Here is a 22,010-nt window from a genome sequence, read left to right on the forward strand (position 1 = left end):
TTCCTTGGCCGATCGATCTCCCCTCTTCCTGGGTCTCGTGCGCCCGCCCAAGCTTCTGGGCCTGCCCATCATGTATGCGATGGTCTGGCTCTTCGGTTCGGTGCTCTTGTTCGTCTGGGTCCAGCACATCGCGGTGCTGGCTGTCGCGGCCCTGCTCTATCCGGTGCTGTGGAAGGCCGCAGATTGGGACCCGCGCTTCATCGACGTGATGATGACAGCCCTGCAGGAGACACCGCCCACGCGCAACAGGTCCATCCATGGCGGGGACAGCTATGCCCCGTGATGACGCCCGTGATGATGCGCTCGATGCCCGCACAATGACGCCGGACTGGTATGCGCGCGAGACCCGCCTCGCGCATATGCTGCCCTATGTGAGCCTCGTTGACGACCAGACCGTGCGGACCCGGGTGAACGAACTCTTCCGCTGCATCCGGCTCGAGGGGATCAACAGCTACACGACCGACGATGCCTATCTCGACAAACTGACGGCGCTATTTGCCCGCATCGTCGCGCAGCTCGGGCCGGAATTCAGCTATTACGTCCACAAGGTCTCCAAGGTCATCAAACCGGATCTCGACCCGATCCGTGAGGACAGCTTCGCAGGCGAGGTGGACCGGCGCTGGCGCGCAAAACTCGAGACCAGCGGGCTGCGCGACAAGACGCTGACGCTCACCGTCATTCACCGCCCACCCCCGAAAAGCCTCCTGCCGTTCCTCAGCCACAGCGCGCCGGACCGGCTGAGAGAGGAGACCCGCAAACGCCTGCAGCGCCTGGGCGAGGCCGTGAACGTCTTTCTCTCCGGGCTCGCCGAACTCAAACCGCGCCTCCTATCGGCCGCTACGGGAGAATTGGTCGGGTTTCTGGGGGCCCTCAACATGGGCACCGAGCTGCCGCTCTACCCAGCCAACACCTACGGCTTTCTGTCCGTCAACGTCGCCAATACCCGCGTGACGTTTCACGGCGACCATTTCGAGCTTTCCGAGGGCGTCGTGGGCCATCGCTACGGCAAGAGTTTCACCATCGGGGAATATTCCGAAGGCACCTCCTGCACCATGTTCGACATGCTGAGCCTGCCAGTCGACATGATCGTCACGCATTCCTTCACGCCGATCAATTCGAACCTTATGGCGGGCCGCATCAAGCGGCAAAAGCGCCAGATGCAGGCCAGCCAGGACGCAGCCCTCTCGCTCCTGGAAGCCCTCGACATCGCCGCCGATGATCTCGAGGCCAAGCGCCAAAGCTTCGGCGAGCATCACATGGTCGTGACGCTCTTTTGCGACACGCTCGAAGAGCTGCAGACCCTCAGCGCCGAGATCGTGAACGCCGCCGCAACCGAAGGCGTGAAGATGATTGGCGAGCGGGTCGCGGCCAAGGCGCATTACCTCAGCCAGCACCCCGGCAACCAGCCCAAGCGCGTGCGCGCCAGCGCCGTCACCAATCGCAACTTCGCGGATTTTGCGGCCTTTCACCGGACACAGCTCGGCAAACCCGCCGCGAAAACCCCATGGGGCCGGGTCGTCACTTATTTGCCCACGCCGGAGCAGAGCGCCTACCGGTTTTCCTACCACGAGCAGGGCAGCCCGGACAAAGAACCGACCAGCGGGCATACCCTGATCATGGGTCGGCCCGGGTCGGGCAAATCGGTGCTGTCCGCCTTTCTGATGACGCAAGCCCGTCGCGCAGGCGCGCGGATCTTCGTCTTCGATTACCGTCTTGGTATGGAGATGGCGGTCCGCGCCAATGGCGGGCGCTACGCTTCCCTGAACGCCGGTCAGCCCACGGGCCTCAACCCGCTCTGGACCGAGACCGATGCGCGCGGCACCGCCTGGCTCTCGGACTGGCTTGCCACCCTGCTCTACCGCGCCGACAAGCCGCTCACTCCTGCCCAGACCAATCGCATCCAGGAAGTCGTGCGCCAGAACGCGCAGGCCACAAACCCGGCCCTGCGGAACTGGCGGGATTTCGCATCGCTTTTTGTGTCCACCGATGATGGCGGCGATCTGCACCAGCGCCTGCTCGAATGGTCTGAGGACGGCCGCTATGGCTGGATCTTCGGGCAGAGCCTCGAGGACACGTTCTCGCTCAAAGGCGATGTGGTGGGCTTCGATCTGACCGGCATTCTCGACAGCGAGGCCGACAAGGAGCGGATGGCGGTTCTCTCCTATCTTTTCCGCCGGGTCGAGCGCGAGATCGAGGACCGCCGCCCCACCATCATCGTGATCGACGAGGCCTGGAAGGCCCTCGATAACGCGTATTTCGCCGAGCGGCTGTCGAACTGGCTGGTGACCGCGCGCAAGCAGAACACCGTCGCGGTGATGATGACGCAATATGCAAGCCAGCTTGAGCGCACCCGGACCGGCAAGACCATCGTCGAAGCCGTTCCGACGCAGATCCTGCTCCCCAATATCCGCGCGCAGCCTGCGGATTACGCCATGCTGAACCTCACGGAGAAGGAGCTCGACGTCCTTCTCAACACGGGCAGCAACAGCCGCTTGGCGCTGATCCGCGACGATCAGGGCTCGATCGTGGTCGATGCCGATCTCAGTGCTCTCGGGCCCAATCTCACCATCCTCGGCGGCATGGAGAAAGGCGAGGCGTTCGTCGGCGCCGATTACCGCGACCGCCCGGACTTCTGGAGACTCTCATGATTCGCATTTTGTTGCTTCTCACCGCGCTCGGCGCTTTGGCCTCCTGCGCCCAGTATCAGGAACCGCAGGCCAATTGCTTCACGTTCTTGGCCTCGACAACACCCATTGCTCCGGATTGCACTTTCACACCCCTTGGCACCCCGGAGGGCGACATTGAAGTCTAGCCTGCCTCATATCCTGGCACTTTGCCTGCTGCCCGGTCTCGCCTTGTCTCAAGGCGTGCCGACCAATGACAGTGGGCTGACCGCGCGTGACATCGTCGAGACCGGCGATCGCGAGGCAGACTTGGCTGTTCAGGCCGACAAGCTTGCAGTGCGCGAACTCATCGCCGAGATCGAACGGGAGCAGCTGGAAACCCTCCGACGCATCCTCGATGCCCAGACCAGCTTCGGCGGTCAGGGCCTGCCCGCCATGGTCTCGGGGCTGGAAAGCGGCAGCGGCGATCCCGACCGCGCCGTGGAAGCCGTCTATGGCAATGCCGACATCGATCCCAATCCCGGCGGTGCGCAGATCTTCGGGGATGCGGCGGAAAACATCGAGCAGCTCATCATCCGCGTGGCCCAGGAGACCAGCGGCTTTGCGGGTGTTGGCCGCGCGGGCCTTTCACCGATTCAATGGCGCGCCCTTCTGCAGGCCCTCATCTGGCAGGAAAGCCGCTTCACCATCGGCGCCCGCTCGCCGGTCGGTGCCTTTGGCCTTACCCAGATCATGCCAGGCACGGCCAGCGATCTGGGCATTAACCCGGAATACTATGACAGCCCTTACCTGCAGGTGCATGGCGGCGCGCGCTATCTCGCGACCCAGCTCAACACATTCGATGGCAATATCATCAACGCGCTCGCGGCCTATAACGCCGGACCAGGCCGGGTTTTCGAGTATGGCGGCGTGCCACCCTTCCGCGAGACCCAGCACTACGTGTCGGTCATCCCTGAACGCTATAACCTCTATCTGAGCCGTATCGGCGGGATCGACGCGCTTGGCACGATCGACCCCGCGCTTCTGGCCAATGCCAACCTCTCAATCACGGGTCATGGCGCGGCCTTCTATGGCAACAACTCACCCGCCGCGATCAGGCAAGCCGCCCTGCGTATTGCGGATATCGTCGAACGGATTTCCGAAACCGAGGACGTGCAGGAGAGCATCGCACTCAACACCTATGCCCGCGCCGAACTCGTGCGCCTCGTGGCTGCCCGCGTCCGGCTGCAGGCCGCCCGCACGCGCGTGCTCTCCGCCGAAGAGCTGGCCCAGGCCAGCGCCCGCATGGCCGAAGGCGCGTTCATGGATTTTACGATCAGGGAGATTGAATGATGGGACATCTGCTCTTGAGGACAGCTTTGGCCACGACACTTGGCGTTGGCTTGCAGTTCAGCGCCCTACCCCCTGCCGCAGCACAAGGTGTACCGGTCGTCGACACCCAGAACATCGCGCAAAACATCCAGCAGCTGCGGCAGATGATCGAAGACGAGATCCTGCAAAACGAGCAGCTGACGCAGCTCCGCGAACAGCTTGCCACACTCACGGATCAACTCGCGGAGCTGCAAAGAACCTATGAAGCGCTCACCCGACTTGCCGAGCTTCCCGAAATCATCCGGACGGAAATGGAAGACGAGTTGAACGGTCTGCTCGACCAGGAGTTCGGGGACATCCTCGCCACGATTGAGGCGATCAAGACTGGGGATTTCTCGGGCCTCTCGGGCTCCGGCGCAGGCGAAATCGAAACCCAGATGGACCGGGTGCTGGCAGACCTCGGCTTTGACGAGGACACCCTCTCGGAAATGGCCACCAGCGGCAATCCCGGGGCCAACCGTGTGGCCACGCAGGCAACAACCGGCGCACTCGTCTCAGCCGCCGCCCAGAACAGCTATGAGGATGCCGGCCAATCGCTCGAGCGGGTCGACCGCCTTGTCGGGCTCATCGACGATATGGACGAACTCAAAGAAAGCATCGATCTCAACACGCGCGTGACAGCGGAGCTCGCAATTGCGCTGGTCGCCATGTGGCAGCTCGAAGCCATCCAGACCGTGGGCGATGGCGCAGGCGGCGTGATCGATGCCGCCACCATCGCCGAAGAGCAGCGCTTCATGGATTTCACCTTGCCGGACCTGCGGGCCGAGTAATCGCGGGGGCATGAATGGTGGCGACTGAACAAGAAATCATCGAGGAAGAACTGGTCTACGGTGCCCTGCGCCGCGAACGGCTCTGGCAACGCCTTGGCCTGATGGGCCTTGTCTTCGGTATCATCGGCTGTCTGAGTGCCGCGGCTGTCTCGATCCTCGATGTCGACCCGCCCCCCGTCGTTGTCCCCTATGATCCCGCCACCGGCTTTGCACTCCCCGAAGCCTCGGTGGGCGCCTCCTCGGTGACCGCCAACCAGGCGATCATCGAGGCGGAGGTGTTCCGCTATGTGGCCGACCGGGAGGTCTATAACCAGCTCGACAACGATCTGCGCATCCGCAGCGTCCTGCGCCGCTCGGACGGGGCCGCCGAGAGCGGGCTGCGCCAGATCTGGAACAGCGCCAACGAGAATTACCCACCGACGGTCTATGGCCCAAATGCCCGGCTCGACGTGGAAATCCTCAGCATCAACCGGATCGGAACCAACCGCGCGACGGTCCGCCTGCGCAAGCGCCTGACGTCCATTAACGGCACCCAGACCGGCCTCTTCACTGCGACGCTTCTCTTCGAGTTCCGCCCGGAGACCCGCCGCTCCATCGATGAGGTCTGGACCAATCCATTCGGCTTCACCGTCCTCGAATATTCCATCCGCTCCGACAGATTGGAGAATTAGTTTGCTTAGGAAGGCCCTCGTAACAATTGTGCTTGTGCTGCTGCCCGGCCTCGCCTTCGCCGAGGCCATCCCGCGCGGTGGCCCCAATGACAACCGGGTGCGATTGGCCACTTTTCAAGAAGGTCAGGTCTATCGCCTCAACGTCTCGCTCACCCATGTGACCACCGTCGAGTTCGGCGAAGGTGAAAGCATCCGTTCGATCATCGCTGGCGACACGGAGGGCTTCGAGATCGACGGCGTGCCCGGCGGTCAGGCCTTCGCGATCAAGCCCGTCGCGCGTGGCGTCCATACCAATGTGACCGTCTATACCAACCGCCGCAGCTATTACTTCAACGTCCAGGAGGTCCGCAGCCCAACCTTCTACGTGGTGCAGTTCCGCTATCCGGAGGACAATGCGCGCCCGACCCGGGCCATCGCGTCCCAAGCGCCGAACTACAATTACGGGGCCAGCGCTCGGACCGAGTTCACCCCTACCCGTGTCTGGGATGACGGGACGTTTACGTATTTCGAATTTCCGCGAAACGCGCCGGTGCCGGCGATCTTCCGCTACACGAATGGCCGCGAACGGACAGTCAACACGCAAGCCACCGAAGATGGCGTGATCCGGGTCTCGGGGGTTAACAGGCAGTGGGTCCTGCGGATCGGTGACGAGGTGGTCTGTATCGAGGCCACACCACCTGCGGGGGTGGGCTCATGAGCGATACCGAGAACACTGAGCTGGAAAAGCGCCTCGCCGCCCTGGAGAAAGGCAGTGCCCGCGCCCCCATAGCGGCGCAGCGCCGGTCGCCCCTTCTCGCGCTGATCGTGGTCCTCGTCATCGGCGCAGGTGGTGCCCTGCTTTATCTCCTCTCACAGCCCGACGAAGAGGAAGCCTTGCCGACGGCTACCCCGGACGTCTTCCAAAACGAGGGGGACGGCTTTGGCGCCATCGAGACCTTGGCCCCGCCCGAGCCCGAGGTTGTGTTCGTCGGACCAGACCCCGTCGAGCCCAACGCGGAGCTTCTGGCGCAGATCACCGCCCTGCAGGCCCAGATCGAGGAGTTGCGCAACGCCCCTGAACCGGTCGTCGAGGAAGACACCGCCGCCGCAGAGGCGATCGACGCGCTGACCGCTCAGATCGCTGCGCTGCAAGCCGCCTCGGAAGCCGCACAGCAACGGTTCCAGGACGAACTGACGGCCCGGGATCGCAACTTTGAGCAATTACGCATGGATCTGGAACTGGCCCAACTCGAGGCCAGCCGGCCCCAACCCGCCCCAGCGGGCCCTACGGAGGATGAGCTGCGCGCGCGCGAAGAAGAGCGACTGCGCCGCGAGGAAGAAGCCCGGCGCATGGCCGAGCTGGAGCGCCGCGCAGCGGAAGAACGCGCCTTCCAGGAGCGGCGCATCGCCTCGCCCACCATCGCGTTTGGCGGCACGTCCGGAGCGAATGAAACGGCTCTGACCGAACGCACTTTTGGTGAGGTGACGGATTTCGTGCTGAACGGGGCGCTGCCCTCGACGGTGACGCAGGCCGAGGTGATCGCCAATCCCTCCAACACCATCATCCAGGGCACCATGATCCAGGCCGTCATGGAAACTGCCCTTGACAGCTCCCTGCCCGGCCAGACCCGTGCCGTGGTTTCCGAGGATGTCTACAGCGTCGATGGCGCGCGCCTCTTGATCCCCCGCGGATCCCGCCTCATCGGGCGCTACCGCGCCGGCGTCGATATCGCGCAGCGCCGCGTCACGATTGCCTGGGACCGGATCATCCTGCCCGCGGGCCAGACCGTCCAGATCAGCTCCTTCGGAGGTGATGAACTGGGCCGTTCTGGCGTCACCGGCCTCATAGACACGCGCTTTGCCGAGCGTTTCGGGTCGGCCGCCCTGATCTCGCTGATTTCCGCCGCACCCAGTGCCGCCGCATCCGAGGTCCAGGATGAGACTGCCGCCGACGTTCTCGAAGACGTGGGCGATGATCTGGCAGATGCGACGGACAGCGTCATCGGCGACTATCTCTCAATCGGCCCCGTCATCTATGTCGACCAGGGCGTCCGCGTCACGGTCATGGTCGACCGCGATCTGGAGATATTCTGAGCCCATGTCGCTGAGCTATCTCGAAACCTCGCTCGACCGGATCGACGCCGCCGCCCGCGGCGATGTCATCGAGATCTGCATCAACCCAGACGGAACCTGCTGGGGCGAATTCCAGGGCGATCACTTCATGCGCGCGCTGGACCAGAGGCTTACGGGCGTTCAGGTCAGGGACCTCGGCAACCAGATCGCCTCCTCGGCCAATACCACGATGAGCAAGGACCGCCCCATCGTCTCGGTCTCGATCACCTACAAGGGGCGCCCGATCCGCGCACAGGTCATCACCCCGCCCGCCGTGCTCTCGGCCATGTCGATCAGCCTGCGGTTCTTCTCGAGCCTGCCACTCGAGGGCATCGCACTCGATTTCCTCTACGGAAAAGAGCGCAAGCTCGAAGACCTGCGCGTCGAAAAAAAGCGCGCCTTGCGCGCCGTGGTGGCCGCGGGTTTGATCGATGACGCGCTCGCCTTCTGCGTCGAGAACAAACTCAACATGATCGTCTCGGGCGGCACCTCCACCGGCAAGACCGTGGCCGCGCGCAAGATCCTATCTCACGTGCCATCCGAGGAACGCATCGTGACCATCGAAGAAGCCGCCGAGCTGCTGCCGACCCAGCCAAATGCAGTGACCCTCATCGCCAATCGCGACGCGGAATTCCAGACCGCCGATGTGCTTCTCACCGCCACGCTGCGCATGCGCCCCGACCGGATCATCCTGGGCGAAGTGCGCGGCAAGGAGGCCATGACCTTTCTGGAAGCCATCAACACCGGCCACGGCGGGTCCATGACCACGCTGCATGCCGAAACACCGCAACTGGCCGTGCAGCGGCTTGCGATCGCAGCACTGAAAACCGAGATCCCGATAACCTATGCCGACATGATCCAGTACATCGAGAATTCCATCGACGTGATCATCCAGGTCGGTCGCCATGACGGCAAACGCGGCATCACCGAATTCTACCTCCCCGGCGCAATTGAGATTGGAACTTCCCCATGAAGACTTTTGAATATGATATCTTGTTCTTTCAGGTGAAAAAACAAAAGGACTACGACGCGATGCGAAACGCCTTGAATGAGCGCGGCGCGGACGGGTGGGAAGTCATCACCGCCGAGGCGGGTGACTACGGCTACATCACGTTCTTGAAGCGTGAAACTGTTGGGACAAAGGCAGCATCAGAATGATGCGAGCCATTGCAGTTGGAGGCCTGCTCGTCGTTCTCGGCACAACCGCTGTCGTCGCTGAACGGAACCTGATCCCAACGCTCGACAATCAGCCAGATGTCTGTCCCGACCAGCCTACAGAGCCACAGTGGATGCAAGACATCGACGTGCGCGAGTCCCACAAACGGCTCCTGATCCAACAAATCTATCGTGCGCACAGCATGCAACGGATCGTTGAAGCCCAAAGCTGTGAATGTCCGACGCGGTATCCATCCTGGGAGGAAGCGGAAGGCGTCTTCGTCGAGCATTTCGCCGCATCTGAATACTGGGACATCGTGGAAGCGACGTCAGAATACCGACGGCAGGCAAATGAGCTGCGACGCGAAGCCATGCCATTCTGCGAAGCCGCTGGAAACTGGTAGGGTTCCATGAGTGTCGTCACTTACTTCGTGGAAACGGCTGAAGGCTATCTCAATACCGCTGCCGAGACGCAATTTGGCGCAGTCGCCGCAACAGTCGGAACGATGCTCGTCCTCAGCACCACGCTCGTTGTCATTCTGGTTTTCATCAACACGATCTACCAGTATCGTGCCATGGACGGGCGCACGGCGTTTTGGCTCGCCGTGAAGATCGGACTGATAGGCGCATTTGCAACCAACTGGGTACAGTTCAACATCCTTGCTACGGCGATCCTGAACGGGATCGACAGCATTGCCGGATCGCTCGTGGCCTCTGTCGGTGGCGGGTCACCCGGCCCATCCGGCACCTTTGCAGAGGAGTTTGATGATCTGATCGCGGCACTCGGGGACTATCTGAATGCCGCGGGGTCTGAACTGAACTGGATGGCCGGTGCCCTGTTGGACACCCTTGGGGTTTTGTTACTCTCGATCCTCGGTGGTTTGGCGGCGTTCATCGTCGTCGCGTCACGGCTGATGATCGCTCTGTTGATCGGGATTGCACCGGTCATGATCTTCCTGACCCTCTTTGAAGTGACCAAGGATTATTTCGCGCGCTGGCTTTCGGCGCTGATTTCCTTCGCAATGTACCCGATCGTTGTTGCCGGCGTGTTCGCGACCATCACGGGCGTCTCGCGTGCGCTTCTTGCTGAGTTGGGCGATCCGGAAGGGGCCTCCAACATCGGCGCGCTCATTCCGTTCTTCATGATGGTGCTGATGGCAAAGGGATTCATCATAGCAACGCCATTCCTTGTTCGGGCGATCTCTGGAAACATCATGATGCCAGCGCTCTCAGCCGGGTTCGGAGGCAGCTATGCCTTTGCCCGAGGGCTCGCAGGCAGCCAACAAGTCTACAACCGGTACGCCATCGGAGGTGCGACTGGCGCGGAATATGCAGCCCTGCGCGCGCGACAATTCTTTGGTGTGCAAGCGTTGCCAAGTCGACCCAATACTGCAGGCGGACCAACCGCTGCTCCTCCCGGCGACGGGACCGGCACAGGAGCCCGAATGATGGCACAGCTTTCCAGACTAGGTCGGCTCGGAAGGCGGTAAAGCGACACCGACAAAATCCTGCCAAAACCATAAAGGTTTTGCCGGGGGTTTTTGTCCTAGCTAAGCGGTTGATCCTAGGTAGCGTGGGGCGTTTGGCCAAAAACGGCTCTTTTTGCGCGTCTTTTCTACACCTTCCTAAGCCCTTGGAATCATTAGCGCTAAAACCGCGCGAAAAGGTGCGGCATAATCTTCGGCATGAAGATCGACTATGCCCGCGTATCCACGGATGAACAGAACCTAAGCCTGCAAAGAGCCGCGCTGGAAGGCGCGGGCTGTAACCAGGTGTTTGAAGACCACGGCATATCGGGCGGGCAAGCGCGCCGCCCCGGGCTCTCTGAGGCGCTAGACGCGCTTTCTGAGGGGGGATGTGCTGGTCGTCTGGAAGCTCGACCGGCTGGGCGTTCCCTACTCCACCCGGTTAGCCTGCTCGATGATCTCGGCAAGCGCGGTGTCGGCTTCGCCTCGATCACCGAAAGCATCGACACGACAACGGCCGGCGGGCGGGCGGGCGTTGAAGAATTAGCGAGTAACATTTTCAAGCAAGACACCTCGCTTGTCAGTTGGCCGGAAAAGCCCGTATCCTCCACTTTGGGCCGTATCGACATGCTGGTACAAGTCTAGGTACTCATTGCCGTAGTTGTTACCTTGGTTGTCTTGCGTTGGAATAATCACGACGCGATCAACGCCTTTTACACCATCAGCATAACCGATCTCCCACGGACACCATCGGCTGGCCGCCGAGTTGGCTGTGGCAAGATAAAGCATCCAATCTAATTGCTCTATCCTGCGCTTGATCTTGTTGGCTGTCTCCCGGCTGGGTCGAGAAGGCATGGATAGGTCTTCCCAGTCTATGTAAACTTCCCAACCGTGCTCTTGCAGAAAGGCCTGGACACCCTTTGCGATCTCAGCATCACGGTGACTGTGTGAAAGAAAAGCCGTCTGACGCCCCGCCTTGCGCGCTTCTTCAACGATTCGATCCGATTTCCGGATCGGTGCACGGGTGGCATAATTTCTTATAGTTGACTGCCTAATCATCACTAATTCCCAGTTTTCTGCGCTGCATGACGAACCCAAGTCGCAAAATTCTGTCGGCCACTATTGGCAACGTAGCAATATGTACGAGCGCAAGAGCTAAGCGAGACGACATTGGTTGAAACCGGCTTGCGCCATGCGGAAGGAAGGGTCACAGCCAGCGTGTAGTCGCTATACTGAACCCACTTTCCATTCTTCTTCTCGGCCAAGAGAATCCGACCGTCGCTTGTACGGTAGGTCCCCATATAGTCCAATGGATTCGGCCCCTGACGTGCTGTAAATCCAGCCTGGTTCTTTACACTATGGATTCGGACAACCATCAGGCCGTTCCCCTTTACGATGCTACGGGCAATCTCGTAGCGCACCCACCGGCGATTATACGTCTCAGAACCAGCCAGTACACAGGTAACGGAAGTGTTCTTCATACCCTCGCGAATGAGGTTCTTAAGCGAATCTGGCCCTGTCCTCTGGGACCGTTCCCAGATACTCCCATCAAAGAAGCCCTCCGCAACACGTTGCTGCTCATGCTGATAGCGCCACGAGTTCCGAACCTGGTTCACGCGCCAGATATCGTTCTGGTAATGAAACGAGAAGAATACACGCCTTTTTTGGATGGAGACTCCTGTCGAACTCAACAAACCTGTCAACTATCCCTCCGCCGCGATCAAAAATGAAATGAATGCCAACGCCAGAAATATAGCGAGGTAGAAGCAGCTTACGGACCATGAAATCGCGATCTTGAGGACAGCCCACGGCCTATCCATGAACGGGGACGCATCAAGGTCATAGGGCTCGATTTCCTCCCCTTTCCGAACTCGGTTGAAAAGGCTTCGGTAGGCGCGTTCGTATCGAAGATATTGTGCATCCATTAGCCAGAATATCAGGATCGGCAGAACGGCAGCTACCGCGTAGAATGGGGACGGTTTGTCGGCATAAGCCATGATGGCTACGGCAGCACTGCCAAAGGTTGCGGAGAGCGCCTTGAGCGTGAACGAGTTTGATCCCATCCGGGAAATGACGCCCTGCAACATTGTCAGGTGAGCGATACGGATACTCTCGTTTCTATCTTCTTCACTCATTGAACCGGTTTATCAATTCTTGCAATGGCATCAGGATTCCCTGACGGTCGTCTTCGGGTTCCGCTTGGACGCAGCCCCGGTCACAAAACGCCCGGTCTTGGCACTACGTGCCGAACCGGTCGAACCGCCGCCGGTCTTTTCGAAAACCGTTGTGTCGGGGCTGCGCTTCCCATGGCCGCTGGTTACGTAGCGGCCACTGATCGCGCTGCGATAGTGACCGCCACCTGATTTCTTCGCCATACTTCTAGTCCCTCTGCAATGGGTTTAGCTGGTGTGACAGGCAGGCGAGCAATGCGCGCAGCCATTCACTCGGCTATAGTAACTCCGCGCGGCTCGCACCGCACTGGCGCAGGTGCTGTGTTCGCCAAGCGGCTGCCGATTGTGCGGGGCTGCGGGAGTCGGGCAATCATTTTCCTTGTGAACTTCATGATCGCCATTAGCCTGAGCCTGTTTGTTCACGTAGTAGCGTGCCATATTTGCCTTTCCTTCTATATCCTGCGCCAGATTCTAGAGCTTTCACGAGATATAGCATATCTCCGGATGGCACAAAAGAAGAACATTAGTCAGGCCGAATAAACCCATCTAGCCGGGCGGCTAAATCGTGGCGGAATTACCGCCGCGTCTCGCATTCCCAGATCGTCAGCACCTTCCATCCCCGGCTTTCAAGCTCTGCCTGGTTTACGGCGTCCCGCTCCTGGTTCCGGCTGAGCTTTGGTTGCCAGTAGTCGAGTCTGGATTTCGGAGCATGGGCCAGCTTGCAGGCCGGATCGCCGTGCTGGTGCCAAAAGCATCCGTTCACGAAGGTCACTTTGCGACGCGGGCCGAACACAAGATCAGGTTTGGCGGGCAGGTCTTTCCGGTGGAGCCGGTAGCGGTAGCCCATGCTATGCACGAGCTGCCGGACGATCATTTCCGGCTTCATACCCTTTGAGCAGATCGCGCGCATGTTGGCGCTGCGCTGCTCCGCGTCCAAGCGGTCAGCCATTACCGGGAGAGTGCGGCCGCGATCTTCTTGCAGAACTCGGCACGCGAAGGTGCCGATTTGTAGAGCACGGCGTTCTGTAGATTGGAATGATGGGTGCCTTCTACCTTGTCGAGCACCGGTTTATAGCCCCCTGCCCCGTTATCCTCGAACCGGTAAGACATGAAGATGATATTCACATTCTGCGAGGAGATATCCGCCGTCCGCATGAAATCAGCGTCATTGCAGACGTAGTTATAAACCTCGTCCTGGATCACTGCGACAATCTTGGTGCCCCAATGGTGGTGATAGTAGCCTTTGCTGATTAGCTGGTTGATGTACCGCTTGTAGACATTCTTCCAGTTGAAGCCGTAGCTTTTCTTGGTGTCGAGCATCTGACCGGCCAAAATCGCATCGTAGGCGTCCCGGACGCTGCCGGTAATGTCGATCGCTTGCAACTCGACAGAAAGAAACTGCCCAATATTCTTGCCGTCCGCCGTATCGGCAATCACAAAATCGACGTTGCCAAAGTCTTTCATCTGGACTTCGCGGGCGATCCGGGGGTTGACCGGCTTTTGTCCTGGCCATGCGTGCTGAACAACTTCTTGCAGAAAGTCGATCTCGTAAAAGCGCTTCGGGCATACACAAACGGGTGCTCCGTCACGTTTTTTGAGTGTGCAGACGGGATAAGGGTATTCCGAGGCAGTGCTACGCTTGGTGCAGGTTTGTCCGATATAGGGGCATTGGTAGTTTTTCGATGCTGGATCGAAGCCTATCCTCGCCGGTTCCCCAAGAATTTCTGCTATGCTGTTTGTTGGATCAATGCTCAAAACCTGCCCCCTTTTGCCGCTATTCTGCTGCGGCGATAGGGGTAGCGTACACAAATTCCTCAGCGGCTTGAATACAATGACCGATCCGGCGTCCTAGAAGCGGCGGCACGGCGTTTCCGACCTGCACATATTGCTCCGTGCGCGATCCCTCAAATTTGAACCAGTCCGGGAAGGACTGGATGCGTGCGGCTTCGCGCACGGTGATAACACGGTCCTGCTCAGGGTGGATATATGCGCCCCAATGCAAATCGCATTTGGTGAGGACCGTGCAGGACAGACCGTCCCAGGTCATGCGGCCGTAGCGTTTTGTATGATCGCACCGGCGGGCTTTCTTCATCCCGGCAGGCAAGAGATCGTAAGGCACGTCGCGCCAGCTCCCGCCTGCGGGGATGTGCTTCATACGTTCGATGTTGATCGGCGCAAGACGCGGTGCGGAATGGTTGAGCACGGCGTTAGAGCCACCGCGCAGCATTTCCTGATATTCTCCGGCTGTTTCGCAGGCATAGGGCTGGATGCCCTTATCTTCGCCATTCTTGAGGGCCGGAAGGTCGCCAATGGCGTCCCGGATCGTTGTAAAGGGCTTCAATCCCTCGCCGTGTGTTTTTTCCGGCCACACGATGGGGATTCCTTCGCGGTTGCCGATAAAGACAACGCGGCGGCGTTCTTGCGGTACGCCGTAGTCCTCGGCGCGTAAAACCTTGTGCTCCACGTGATAACCGAGTTGTTTGAAGCCTCTTAGGATCGCTTGCACGGCTTCGCCATCACCGGCCGAAGTGATGCCGGTCACGTTTTCCATCACAACCCAGCGGGGGTTTAGTCCTTCGACGAGTCGTAAATACTCGCGGAAAAGCTGGCTCCGCTCGTCGTGCATACCCCGCTGATGGTTATAGACGCTGAATGCCTGACACGGTGGCCCGCCAACCAGGCAATCCAGTTCGCCCTTTCTTAGACCCGCCGCCTTTAAGAGCGCTCCGGCGCTGATGTCTTGCACGGGACCGGGCAGAAACTTGGCTTCCCGGTGGGTTGCCTCGAAGGTTCGACCGGCGGCTTCGTCGAAGTCGTTTCCTGCGAGAACATGGAAACCCGCCTGACGCAGCCCTTCAGTTAGGCCGCCTGCGCCGCAAAAGAGGTCAATCGCTGTATAGGTTTTATCCATGTCGTCCTCCGGCAGCCCGCCCAAGCCCAAGGGGAAGCTGTAGCTCTTCGTTTTCGTGCCGTTCGAGGAAGTCAATTATCGCCTTCCGGGTGATCCAGGACAGTGAAACGTCATGCCGCTCAGCAAGAGCGGAAAGCGCTGCATGGTCGGAGTCCGACAGTGATACTGTGATCCTCTGTCCCTTCTTTGCACCGCTCATGGTATACGTTCTCTTAATGTTCTAGTCTAGCACGAAAGAAACCTCGGGCAATATGCATATTGCATCACTTCACTGCACTATGCAAACCCTTGATGCAAAGACAGGGCTCTAAGCTGTGCGCCGATGGTTTGCTCAATATACCCCTGTATGTGTCTTAAACCCCTGAGAGGGGTCGAATCGCTGATCCGAGTGGGTCAGTAATCCCCTTGCCGTCCCGGATCCTACAGCGTATGGCGCTGATCTGCTTTCGGAGCCGTCACTCGCCTGGACCCGTTAAAGGCTGGAAGGGTTCCCGGTGCAAAAGGGAGTCCGCAACCTGACAAACAGAACACCCGCCTGAGGACAGGCTGGTTCGGCGTCCTCCGGGACGGAGGCAGATCGATCTCGCGTAAAGCGGTCGAAGTGACGCAAACCGCATCAATCTCGTGAATGACACTCCAGACGATCAGTCCCGGACGCCATCGTGAAGCGGCACTGCCCGACCTCGGAGAGAACCACTACCCCGGCGGACAACAGAACCATGCCGTTGACAAAACCGCGATCAGAGAACTGCTTCCCGCCGGCGTTGCAGAAAATCATGCCCGCCACCCTACTGCGTGAACAGCTTTTCGCCATTCCCTTCTCGCAGCATCGCTTCCATATCGTCCAAGCCATCGACAGCGGAGCGCAACTGCGCCTCATCGCCTTCGCCCGCTGCCTCGGCATCTGCATTCTGGCCCCCAAAATCCATCTCTATCTGTCGCTGCTCCTCAGCGATAACGGCTTGAACAGCCGGCGCGGTCTTTCTTGGGGCGACGTCAGTTTGCTCTAACGTTTGACTGCCAACATCTTGGCGTGCGGTTTCCACATCGGCTTCTGTTCCCCCTGGCCCATCCGACCGCGGAGTCATCGGCATGGCGCGCATACTCAGCGGCAGATTGCCCTGCGACCCCCCTCCCCCCGGCTTCGGAAACGGCAACTCGCCTGATTGCGCCGCGTGGATCGCCTTGAACAGCCGATCGTCAAAATATTGGATCCGCTTCGCGCGGACCGGCATCTGGGCATCGATGACCATGACGATCTCGTCGAGCGGTAGGCGGCGCGCCTCATCCTCGGGCAGGAGAGAACTTTCTTCGGTCCGGGTGGATTGGCTGCGGCCCTCGAAGGGGTTCTTGCCGATGGACTGGGATCGCGTGATGACGGTCTTCGTGGTCTTGCCAACCGCCTTGCTCAGCTCTTCGACGGTTTTTTCATCCGAAGGCGTCAGGTAGAGCTTCACACCGGCATTGCCTTGCAGGGCGCGGCGGGTGTTCTCGCCGTAGATTTCATCGAGGGCGGGGATGGTTTGGGTGACCACGGCGAGGTGACCACGATAGGTGCGCAGTGTCTCGATGCTTTCGACCACGATGGGCATTTTGCCGAGGCGATTGAACTCGTCGAGCATGATCATCACTGGCCACGGCTCGTCTGGCCCGGGATCCTTTTCCTGCATGGCGGAGAGGAGATCGGAAAAGAAGAGCCGGATCAGTGGTGCCAATGGTTTCACCATCAGCGGCTGGACCACGAGGTAGACCGAAAAGGGTTTCTTGCGGATCGTTCGGAAATCAAAGTCCGACACCGCCGTCGCCTCATCGATGGCCGGGTTCTGCCATTGATCGAGCCCCGAGGTCATCAGGAGCGAGACGTAGGAGGTCAGCGTATCGTTGTTGGTGGAGGCCAGCCGCGTGAAGATCAGCTTGGCCGCCCGGTTGTCGACCTCGTGGCCCCGCGCGAAATACTCCTTTTGCTTGTTCCCGCCCGAGGCCGCGATGCGGTAGATCTCGCCCAAGGTCGGGCGCTTGCGCTGGAAGGCCAAAAGCCCCGCCGCCACGAAGAGATCGATGCCGCCCTTGAGGAGGCCCTGCACCCGGTCATTGTCGCTCTGCAAAAAGAGCGTCGCCAGGAGCTGCAATTCCATCTGCTGGCGCGCGGGATCTTTCAGCTCAAAGATGCGCAGGAGCGGGTTGTAGCGATGCGTGCGCTTGCCCTCCCAATCGGTGGGGGCAAAGCGATAGACATTGTCGCCTTGGGCTGCGCGATGCCGGGCCGTGGCCTCAAAGCACTCGCCCTTCACATCGAGCGTCACGGCGGAGCCTTGCCAGGTCAGCAGGTTCGGAATGACGAAGCCCGTGGTCTTGCCGCGGCCCGTGGGCGCCACGATCAGCGCATGGGGGAAGACCTTGGAGCAGATGTAATTGGCGCGGGAGCCCGGCGGCCCCAGCTTGCCGAGGATGAACCCGGTCCCGGGCGCCCCGAAGAAGCCATTGGCCTTCATCTCGCGCGCGGTCTGCCAATGGGTCTGGCCAAAGCGTGTCAGAGCCGATCCCGAGAGGGCGAGGCTCAGCATCATGCCGGCGGCGGCAAAGCTGCCGATGATCAGGTGAATAAGTTGCGCGTCCTCCGGGCGGCGATCCAGGATCGCCAGATAATTCTGCGCGATGTAGGCAAAGTCGATCTCGGCCCCGAAGCCGAGATCCTGGTAGGTCAGCACCGCCGAGGCGATGGTATAGCCCATGGCCCCGGTCACCAGCGTTACCAGAAAGACCCCTGTGGCGATCCGCGCTTTTCCCATGGAGGCGCTCAATGGACCTGACCCCGCTCGGTCTCGCCATCCACGTCTGTCGCGCGGTGTTTTTCATATTCGGTGTCGGCAAGATCATCGACCACCTGGCGCAAGGCCTCCGTATTGGCCGTCGCTGCATCCGATTGCAGGTAGACCTTGGCGACATAGAGCCGGTCGAGGCGGTCCTCGAGAACCTTGTCCAGCGCATCGGCATCGCCAGATGTGAGCCGGTCGAGTTGGCGAACGTCCAGCACCCGCGCGATCTCGCCACGGAAGGCGTCCCGCTCCGCCTCGGTCTCGAAGGGCGCGGAGAACTCCCCGGCCCGCTCATGGTCCAGAACACGCGCAATCTCGTCTGCGAGGCGGTCGGCACGGTCAGACTGCGGCGCAGTTTCATCGCGGGCCGCGAGGATGTCGTCGCGCGCGGCAACCCCAAGCCCCTCGCGCATCTCGGTTTCGCGGCGGACCTGATTGATGACCTCCGTGTCGCGTATCTCGACGACGGCGGCATAGGTCGCGCCGAGCCCGCGGGCGAGGTGGGACGGCATGTCCGGATAGCGCTCCCTGAATTCATCCGTGACAGCATCTGCAACGGACGTGCGGACGTCGCGTCCCTCCATGATGCGGTCGACCTCGCGGGTGATCTCGCTGGCGCGGGCCGCATCAGTGATGGTCTCCCCATAGGGTTCAGACCGGTCGATCACATCGCTTGGGCGTGCAAGCAGGTCCGGGTGTGCTTCGAGATACGTGCGCTGCTCCGTCTCGATCCGGCGCTCCGCCCTGGAGACAACCTCCCAGTCCCGGTCCTCGATCTGCTGCGCGGTCAGGCCCTCTGCGCGCATCTCCTGACGGATTGTCCCTTCCATCGCCCGCACCGCGCCCTCATGATAGTGGAACCGCTCGCTGACCGCTTCCACGACGCCATCCCGGCGCAGCACGTTCTCCCGTTCCAGAAGCGTGCCGAATTCGACATGCACATCGTTGAGAATGTCGCGCGCCTGTTCCAGATCGGCGCGGCGCTCGAGGTTCAGATCGCGCGCCTCGGCCACCTTGGAGAGATCATCGGCGATCCATTGATGCTCGAGCGCTGCATTTGACGCCCCAGTCTCGATCCGGGCCACCACTTCCGATGTGCTGATCCCGGTGCCCCGCAGGGCCGCGTCAATGCGCGATCTCAGGTCGGGCTCGGCCAGTCGCTCGCGCTGGCTGGCGTCAATATTGGCTTCGGAATAGATCCCGCCCTCCGAGGGGGTTTCTGACAGCGTGGATGATCGCAATCCGAGAGGCCGCATGTGCTGGACCTGCGTCTGGATCTCGATGAGGCGTTTTTCCAGCGCCGGACGTTCCGCGTCAGACTTCTCTGCGATCATGCCCTGCACCCGCGCGAGCTTCTCCGCATAGAGGCTTCTCAGATCCTCGAAACTCTGATCCTCGGCCATATACACATCTCCTGTTCGGTCCACCTGTCCGCCATGCGCCAGCACCTCGCCCGCGCGGAAGAGTGCCGCGGCGATGTCTTCCCGGGCCTCCCGGGAGGCCTCTGCGGCAAGCGAATGGTAGACGGTTCTGGTGTTGGCGATCTCCGCCAGCGTCCGGGTCAGGTCGGCCCCCACACGTTCCCGCTCGCGGGGCGCGCGCCCCTCTTCTTTCGCCGCGTAAACCTCGCGGGTAGGGGCTGGGTAATGCACAACGCCGCGATCCACCCGGCGCGTGGCCTCCAGGCGCACGCCGTACTTTTCCGCCTCCTCGACCATGGCGAGGCGGAAGTCGTCATAGTTGAAGCGATGGTTGCGCCCCAAGAAGAAGAACTCGCCTTCTTGCGAGCGGCGGTTCAGCACCAGATGCGCATGGGGGTGATCGCGGTCCTCATGCACCGCGATGATGTAGTCGAAATGCCCCTCATCAGTCTGGAAGAACCGCTCGGCCACATCCGTCGCGATGTCGCGCACGTCCTCGCCGCGCGTGCCGATGGGGAAGGACATGAGCATATGGGTGGTCTGGCCCAGCTTGGGCTTGAAGCCCGCATCCCAGCGCTTGGCAAAGCGCTCGGTCAGGTCCTTGATGTCACCCGCCTCAAGCTTGGACTTGCCATCCAGGAACCCGCTACTGTCCACGATATGGGTGGATTTGGTGGTGAGGTAATCGAGCTGGTTTGCGAGCTGCGATTTGGTATGCGTGCCGCCGCCCCGGATCGCCTTGAAGACCGCCGGCCGATGCCCTGCTGCCGCGCGCATCAGCTGTTTCTGCTTTGCCACATGCAGCCCCTGCATCGAGCCCCGGACGCGGCTCCAGCCGTCCCGGAAGACCTCGCCCGTGACAGCATGGACGGCATCATTCAGCCGCATGGGCAAACTCCCTCAACGCGGCCGTGGCCTCCAGCTGCATCGCGTCTCGACGGCGGCGCAGGAGCAGATCGATCTCGTCTGCAGAATCCAGAATGAACCTCGCCAGCCCGCGCATCTGCGCAAGACGCAGTTCCGTGAACTCGGCACTCGTGCCTCCCACGGCCCCCTGCCCCATCCGGTTTGCCCGCGTCATCTGCTTAGCGATCTGCGCGACCCCATTGCCAACCTCGTGCAGAGAGGCGCGGTAGCGCGCCATCTCTGCTGCCATCTGCGCGTCCGGAACGAACACCCCGCCTGCGGCCTGAATGAGCCGCCGCAGCCCCTCGGCCCGGCTCTCGATCCCGGCCTCGGCCAGCACCTCGTCGAGCGCCGCAAGCTCCGCAGCCGTGACCTTCACACTGACCGCGGCGACCGGGATCGCGGCATCCACCTGGCGCTCGACATCGGCTTTGAGCGTGTACTGGATCGACCGCGGCGACACGCCGAACCGCTCCGCAAGGGCCGATGTGGTCACACCTTCCGCAGCCTTGCGAACGATCTCCATACGGTCCGCATCTGAGAGACGTTTTGAGCGCGGCATGCGAAGAAAGACCCCCTATTTCCTGCCACCTTCCACCAAGGCTGCCCCTACCTTACGATAATATACCTAACTGTCAATTATATACTTACGTTGCATTCAGTCTCAGGCAGCCTTGGTGTCCGCTTCACGCCGCGGCCCGCAGGGACGCGGCTCTGCCGCCCTCACCACCGGGCAACCAACCTGCCCTAGGGGTCCCGTCCGCCAGCCCGCCCGAGGGTCTGGCCGAACGCCAAGTGTTCGGACGGAACCGCGGGCGGGCGCAAACTCCACCGATAGGGCGGACAGGCAGGGTCAAGGAGGGCCAGATTTGGGCCCCCAAATCTCTGCCGCAAAAACCGAGAGGCCCTGGCCGATAGGTTTTTGTGGATGGCCCCCTTGAGGCTGACTGGCCGGTCTGTCGCGGCCTGGTCATTCCGGGCGGAGTGCGACCGTTGAACGCGCAGGGACCGGCATCCCTGGAACAGGGATCGGGCCGCCCCAAGATCGTCCCGGGGCGGCCCATCTTCGTCGGAGGATTTAGTCCTGGGGATCTTTCGCGCTCGGTGGGAACATCACCAGCTCCGAGACCGCGACCGGGAAGTCGAGCTTGAGGCTGAAGAACTCCGATCCATCCCCGTTGCGGGTGTTGCGGAACATCGCGCCCACGCGCTGAAAACGGGTGCGCTCCTGGCCATCGGTTTCGGTGAACTTGACGGGGACGGTGGCGACGTAGTGATTGGTCATTTGGGTTACTCCTTTTTGCGATGGGGATCACCCGGCACGGGGGCAAGAGGCCCGGTCGCAAGCGCAAATGCGGAGGGTCCGCGGCCCCGCCGTGGAAGCCGTATTTGTACTTGCCGGAGCGTCAGCGGAGGGCACGCACGGGCCGACCCCGTGCGATCCACATCTATGAGCAAAAAGGAGAGACCCAAATTTGTGCCACCACTTTGAAGCCGCCATCGAACCCGTCGATCGTGATCGAAGATGGCTAGGTTCGTTCTGATCCAATGCATCTGGATATCGATCCGTCACGCTCACCATGTGGCAGGTCAGCGTTCCGCCGCGCGCGAAGGTTCGTCGTCTGGGTCGGTTGGGC

The 22,010-nt window shown here is 61.0% G+C and carries 24 protein-coding genes; 12 read left to right on the top strand and 12 right to left on the bottom strand.

Annotated elements, in window-relative coordinates:
- Positions 1-4: 4 nt before the first annotated feature.
- The 12 genes from BSG08_RS11500 to BSG08_RS11555 all read left to right on the top strand — a co-directional run bounded on the left by BSG08_RS11500 (position 5) and on the right by BSG08_RS11555 (position 10,793).
- Positions 5-283, top strand: a complete 279-nt coding sequence (locus BSG08_RS11500) for a VirB3 family type IV secretion system protein (RefSeq protein ID WP_093036867.1) — start codon at positions 5-7, stop codon at positions 281-283.
- Complete coding sequence (locus BSG08_RS11505) at positions 273-2,648, top strand: VirB4 family type IV secretion/conjugal transfer ATPase (protein WP_093036870.1); 2,376 nt, start codon at positions 273-275, stop codon at positions 2,646-2,648. The genes BSG08_RS11500 and BSG08_RS11505 overlap by 11 nt, the downstream gene beginning before the upstream one ends.
- Positions 2,649-2,801: 153 nt before the next feature.
- Complete coding sequence (locus BSG08_RS11510) at positions 2,802-3,956, top strand: lytic transglycosylase domain-containing protein (RefSeq protein WP_175544771.1); 1,155 nt, start codon at positions 2,802-2,804, stop codon at positions 3,954-3,956.
- Positions 3,956-4,765 carry a type IV secretion system protein gene (locus BSG08_RS11515; RefSeq protein ID WP_093037326.1) on the top strand — a complete coding sequence of 270 codons (810 nt, stop codon included), beginning with the start codon at positions 3,956-3,958 and terminating at the stop codon, positions 4,763-4,765. The genes BSG08_RS11510 and BSG08_RS11515 overlap by 1 nt, the downstream gene beginning before the upstream one ends.
- A 14-nt stretch (positions 4,766-4,779) precedes the next feature.
- Positions 4,780-5,436, top strand: a complete 657-nt coding sequence (locus tag BSG08_RS11520; protein WP_047997957.1) for a VirB8 family type IV secretion system protein — start codon at positions 4,780-4,782, stop codon at positions 5,434-5,436.
- 28 nt (positions 5,437-5,464) lie between these two features.
- A complete protein-coding gene (locus BSG08_RS11525; RefSeq protein WP_425439280.1) occupies positions 5,465-6,133 on the top strand; it encodes a TrbG/VirB9 family P-type conjugative transfer protein in 669 nt (222 codons plus the stop codon).
- On the top strand, positions 6,130-7,509 hold the full coding sequence (locus BSG08_RS11530) for a TraB/TrbI/VirB10 family type IV secretion system protein (RefSeq protein ID WP_093036879.1): 1,380 nt from the start codon (positions 6,130-6,132) through the stop codon (positions 7,507-7,509). Before BSG08_RS11525 ends, BSG08_RS11530 begins: the two co-directional genes overlap by 4 nt.
- A gap of 4 nt (positions 7,510-7,513) precedes the next feature.
- Positions 7,514-8,500, top strand: a complete 987-nt coding sequence (locus BSG08_RS11535) for an ATPase, T2SS/T4P/T4SS family (RefSeq protein ID WP_093036882.1) — start codon at positions 7,514-7,516, stop codon at positions 8,498-8,500.
- Positions 8,497-8,685: a hypothetical protein gene (locus BSG08_RS11540; protein WP_093036885.1), complete on the top strand. Its 189-nt coding sequence runs from the start codon at positions 8,497-8,499 to the stop codon at positions 8,683-8,685. Before BSG08_RS11535 ends, BSG08_RS11540 begins: the two co-directional genes overlap by 4 nt.
- Positions 8,682-9,086: a hypothetical protein gene (locus BSG08_RS11545; RefSeq protein ID WP_093036888.1), complete on the top strand. Its 405-nt coding sequence runs from the start codon at positions 8,682-8,684 to the stop codon at positions 9,084-9,086. The genes BSG08_RS11540 and BSG08_RS11545 overlap by 4 nt, the downstream gene beginning before the upstream one ends.
- A gap of 6 nt (positions 9,087-9,092) precedes the next feature.
- Positions 9,093-10,172, top strand: a complete 1,080-nt coding sequence (locus tag BSG08_RS11550) for a TrbL/VirB6 family protein (RefSeq protein ID WP_093036891.1) — start codon at positions 9,093-9,095, stop codon at positions 10,170-10,172.
- A 195-nt stretch (positions 10,173-10,367) separates the two neighbouring features.
- A complete protein-coding gene (locus BSG08_RS11555) occupies positions 10,368-10,793 on the top strand; it encodes a recombinase family protein (RefSeq protein WP_093036894.1) in 426 nt (141 codons plus the stop codon).
- Here BSG08_RS11555 and BSG08_RS19915 read toward each other — a convergent pair.
- From BSG08_RS19915 to BSG08_RS11620, 12 genes are all read right to left on the bottom strand, one after another.
- Positions 10,692-11,207, bottom strand: coding sequence for a toll/interleukin-1 receptor domain-containing protein (locus tag BSG08_RS19915; protein ID WP_093036897.1), 516 nt, complete (start codon positions 11,205-11,207; stop codon positions 10,692-10,694). The two genes, BSG08_RS11555 and BSG08_RS19915, sit on opposite strands and share 102 nt — an antisense overlap.
- A 2-nt stretch (positions 11,208-11,209) precedes the next feature.
- Positions 11,210-11,851 (bottom strand): TIR domain-containing protein, encoded by a 642-nt coding sequence (locus BSG08_RS19920; RefSeq protein WP_217649893.1) that lies wholly within the window; start codon positions 11,849-11,851, stop codon positions 11,210-11,212.
- Entirely contained in the window at positions 11,852-12,283 is a 432-nt protein-coding gene (locus BSG08_RS11570; RefSeq protein WP_093036900.1) for a hypothetical protein, read from the bottom strand.
- Between the two features lie 30 nt (positions 12,284-12,313).
- A complete protein-coding gene (locus tag BSG08_RS11575) occupies positions 12,314-12,523 on the bottom strand; it encodes a hypothetical protein (RefSeq protein WP_093036903.1) in 210 nt (69 codons plus the stop codon).
- Positions 12,524-12,893: 370 nt separating this feature from the next.
- Positions 12,894-13,256, bottom strand: coding sequence for a very short patch repair endonuclease (locus BSG08_RS11585; RefSeq protein WP_245770673.1), 363 nt, complete (start codon positions 13,254-13,256; stop codon positions 12,894-12,896).
- An 11-nt stretch (positions 13,257-13,267) separates the two neighbouring features.
- Positions 13,268-14,074, bottom strand: a complete 807-nt coding sequence (locus tag BSG08_RS11590; protein WP_175544772.1) for a NotI family restriction endonuclease — start codon at positions 14,072-14,074, stop codon at positions 13,268-13,270.
- Between the two features lie 19 nt (positions 14,075-14,093).
- Entirely contained in the window at positions 14,094-15,230 is a 1,137-nt protein-coding gene (locus tag BSG08_RS11595) for a DNA cytosine methyltransferase (RefSeq protein WP_093036915.1), read from the bottom strand.
- Positions 15,223-15,429, bottom strand: coding sequence for a CopG family ribbon-helix-helix protein (locus tag BSG08_RS19925; RefSeq protein ID WP_093036918.1), 207 nt, complete (start codon positions 15,427-15,429; stop codon positions 15,223-15,225). Before BSG08_RS19925 ends, BSG08_RS11595 begins: the two co-directional genes overlap by 8 nt.
- Before the next feature lie 589 nt (positions 15,430-16,018).
- Positions 16,019-18,019, bottom strand: a complete 2,001-nt coding sequence (locus tag BSG08_RS11605; protein ID WP_093036921.1) for a type IV secretory system conjugative DNA transfer family protein — start codon at positions 18,017-18,019, stop codon at positions 16,019-16,021.
- Positions 18,020-18,027: 8 nt separating this feature from the next.
- On the bottom strand, positions 18,028-20,355 hold the full coding sequence (locus BSG08_RS11610) for a relaxase/mobilization nuclease domain-containing protein (RefSeq protein WP_093036924.1): 2,328 nt from the start codon (positions 20,353-20,355) through the stop codon (positions 18,028-18,030).
- Positions 20,342-20,935, bottom strand: a complete 594-nt coding sequence (locus BSG08_RS11615) for a helix-turn-helix domain-containing protein (protein WP_093036926.1) — start codon at positions 20,933-20,935, stop codon at positions 20,342-20,344. The genes BSG08_RS11610 and BSG08_RS11615 overlap by 14 nt, the downstream gene beginning before the upstream one ends.
- A gap of 516 nt (positions 20,936-21,451) precedes the next feature.
- Positions 21,452-21,658: a hypothetical protein gene (locus BSG08_RS11620; protein WP_093036929.1), complete on the bottom strand. Its 207-nt coding sequence runs from the start codon at positions 21,656-21,658 to the stop codon at positions 21,452-21,454.
- Between the last annotated feature and the right edge of the window lie 352 nt (positions 21,659-22,010).

The sequence above is a fragment of the Roseovarius azorensis genome (assembly GCF_900109455.1).
Classification (GTDB): domain Bacteria; phylum Pseudomonadota; class Alphaproteobacteria; order Rhodobacterales; family Rhodobacteraceae; genus Roseovarius; species Roseovarius azorensis.

Coding starts and splice junctions, on each gene's coding strand:
- BSG08_RS11505 (WP_093036870.1), top strand. CDS start 273: ATGCCCCGTGATGACGCCCGTGATGATGCGCTCGATGCCCGCACAATG.
- BSG08_RS11515 (WP_093037326.1), top strand. CDS start 3,956: ATGGGACATCTGCTCTTGAGGACAGCTTTGGCCACGACACTTGGCGTT.
- BSG08_RS11520 (WP_047997957.1), top strand. CDS start 4,780: ATGGTGGCGACTGAACAAGAAATCATCGAGGAAGAACTGGTCTACGGT.
- BSG08_RS11530 (WP_093036879.1), top strand. CDS start 6,130: ATGAGCGATACCGAGAACACTGAGCTGGAAAAGCGCCTCGCCGCCCTG.
- BSG08_RS11535 (WP_093036882.1), top strand. CDS start 7,514: ATGTCGCTGAGCTATCTCGAAACCTCGCTCGACCGGATCGACGCCGCC.
- BSG08_RS11540 (WP_093036885.1), top strand. CDS start 8,497: ATGAAGACTTTTGAATATGATATCTTGTTCTTTCAGGTGAAAAAACAA.
- BSG08_RS11545 (WP_093036888.1), top strand. CDS start 8,682: ATGATGCGAGCCATTGCAGTTGGAGGCCTGCTCGTCGTTCTCGGCACA.
- BSG08_RS11550 (WP_093036891.1), top strand. CDS start 9,093: ATGAGTGTCGTCACTTACTTCGTGGAAACGGCTGAAGGCTATCTCAAT.
- BSG08_RS11555 (WP_093036894.1), top strand. CDS start 10,368: ATGAAGATCGACTATGCCCGCGTATCCACGGATGAACAGAACCTAAGC.
- BSG08_RS19915 (WP_093036897.1), bottom strand. CDS start 11,207: ATGATTAGGCAGTCAACTATAAGAAATTATGCCACCCGTGCACCGATC.
- BSG08_RS11570 (WP_093036900.1), bottom strand. CDS start 12,283: ATGAGTGAAGAAGATAGAAACGAGAGTATCCGTATCGCTCACCTGACA.
- BSG08_RS11575 (WP_093036903.1), bottom strand. CDS start 12,523: ATGGCGAAGAAATCAGGTGGCGGTCACTATCGCAGCGCGATCAGTGGC.
- BSG08_RS11595 (WP_093036915.1), bottom strand. CDS start 15,230: ATGGATAAAACCTATACAGCGATTGACCTCTTTTGCGGCGCAGGCGGC.
- BSG08_RS19925 (WP_093036918.1), bottom strand. CDS start 15,429: ATGAGCGGTGCAAAGAAGGGACAGAGGATCACAGTATCACTGTCGGAC.
- BSG08_RS11605 (WP_093036921.1), bottom strand. CDS start 18,019: ATGGGAAAAGCGCGGATCGCCACAGGGGTCTTTCTGGTAACGCTGGTG.
- BSG08_RS11610 (WP_093036924.1), bottom strand. CDS start 20,355: ATGCGGCTGAATGATGCCGTCCATGCTGTCACGGGCGAGGTCTTCCGG.
- BSG08_RS11615 (WP_093036926.1), bottom strand. CDS start 20,935: ATGCCGCGCTCAAAACGTCTCTCAGATGCGGACCGTATGGAGATCGTT.
- BSG08_RS11620 (WP_093036929.1), bottom strand. CDS start 21,658: ATGACCAATCACTACGTCGCCACCGTCCCCGTCAAGTTCACCGAAACC.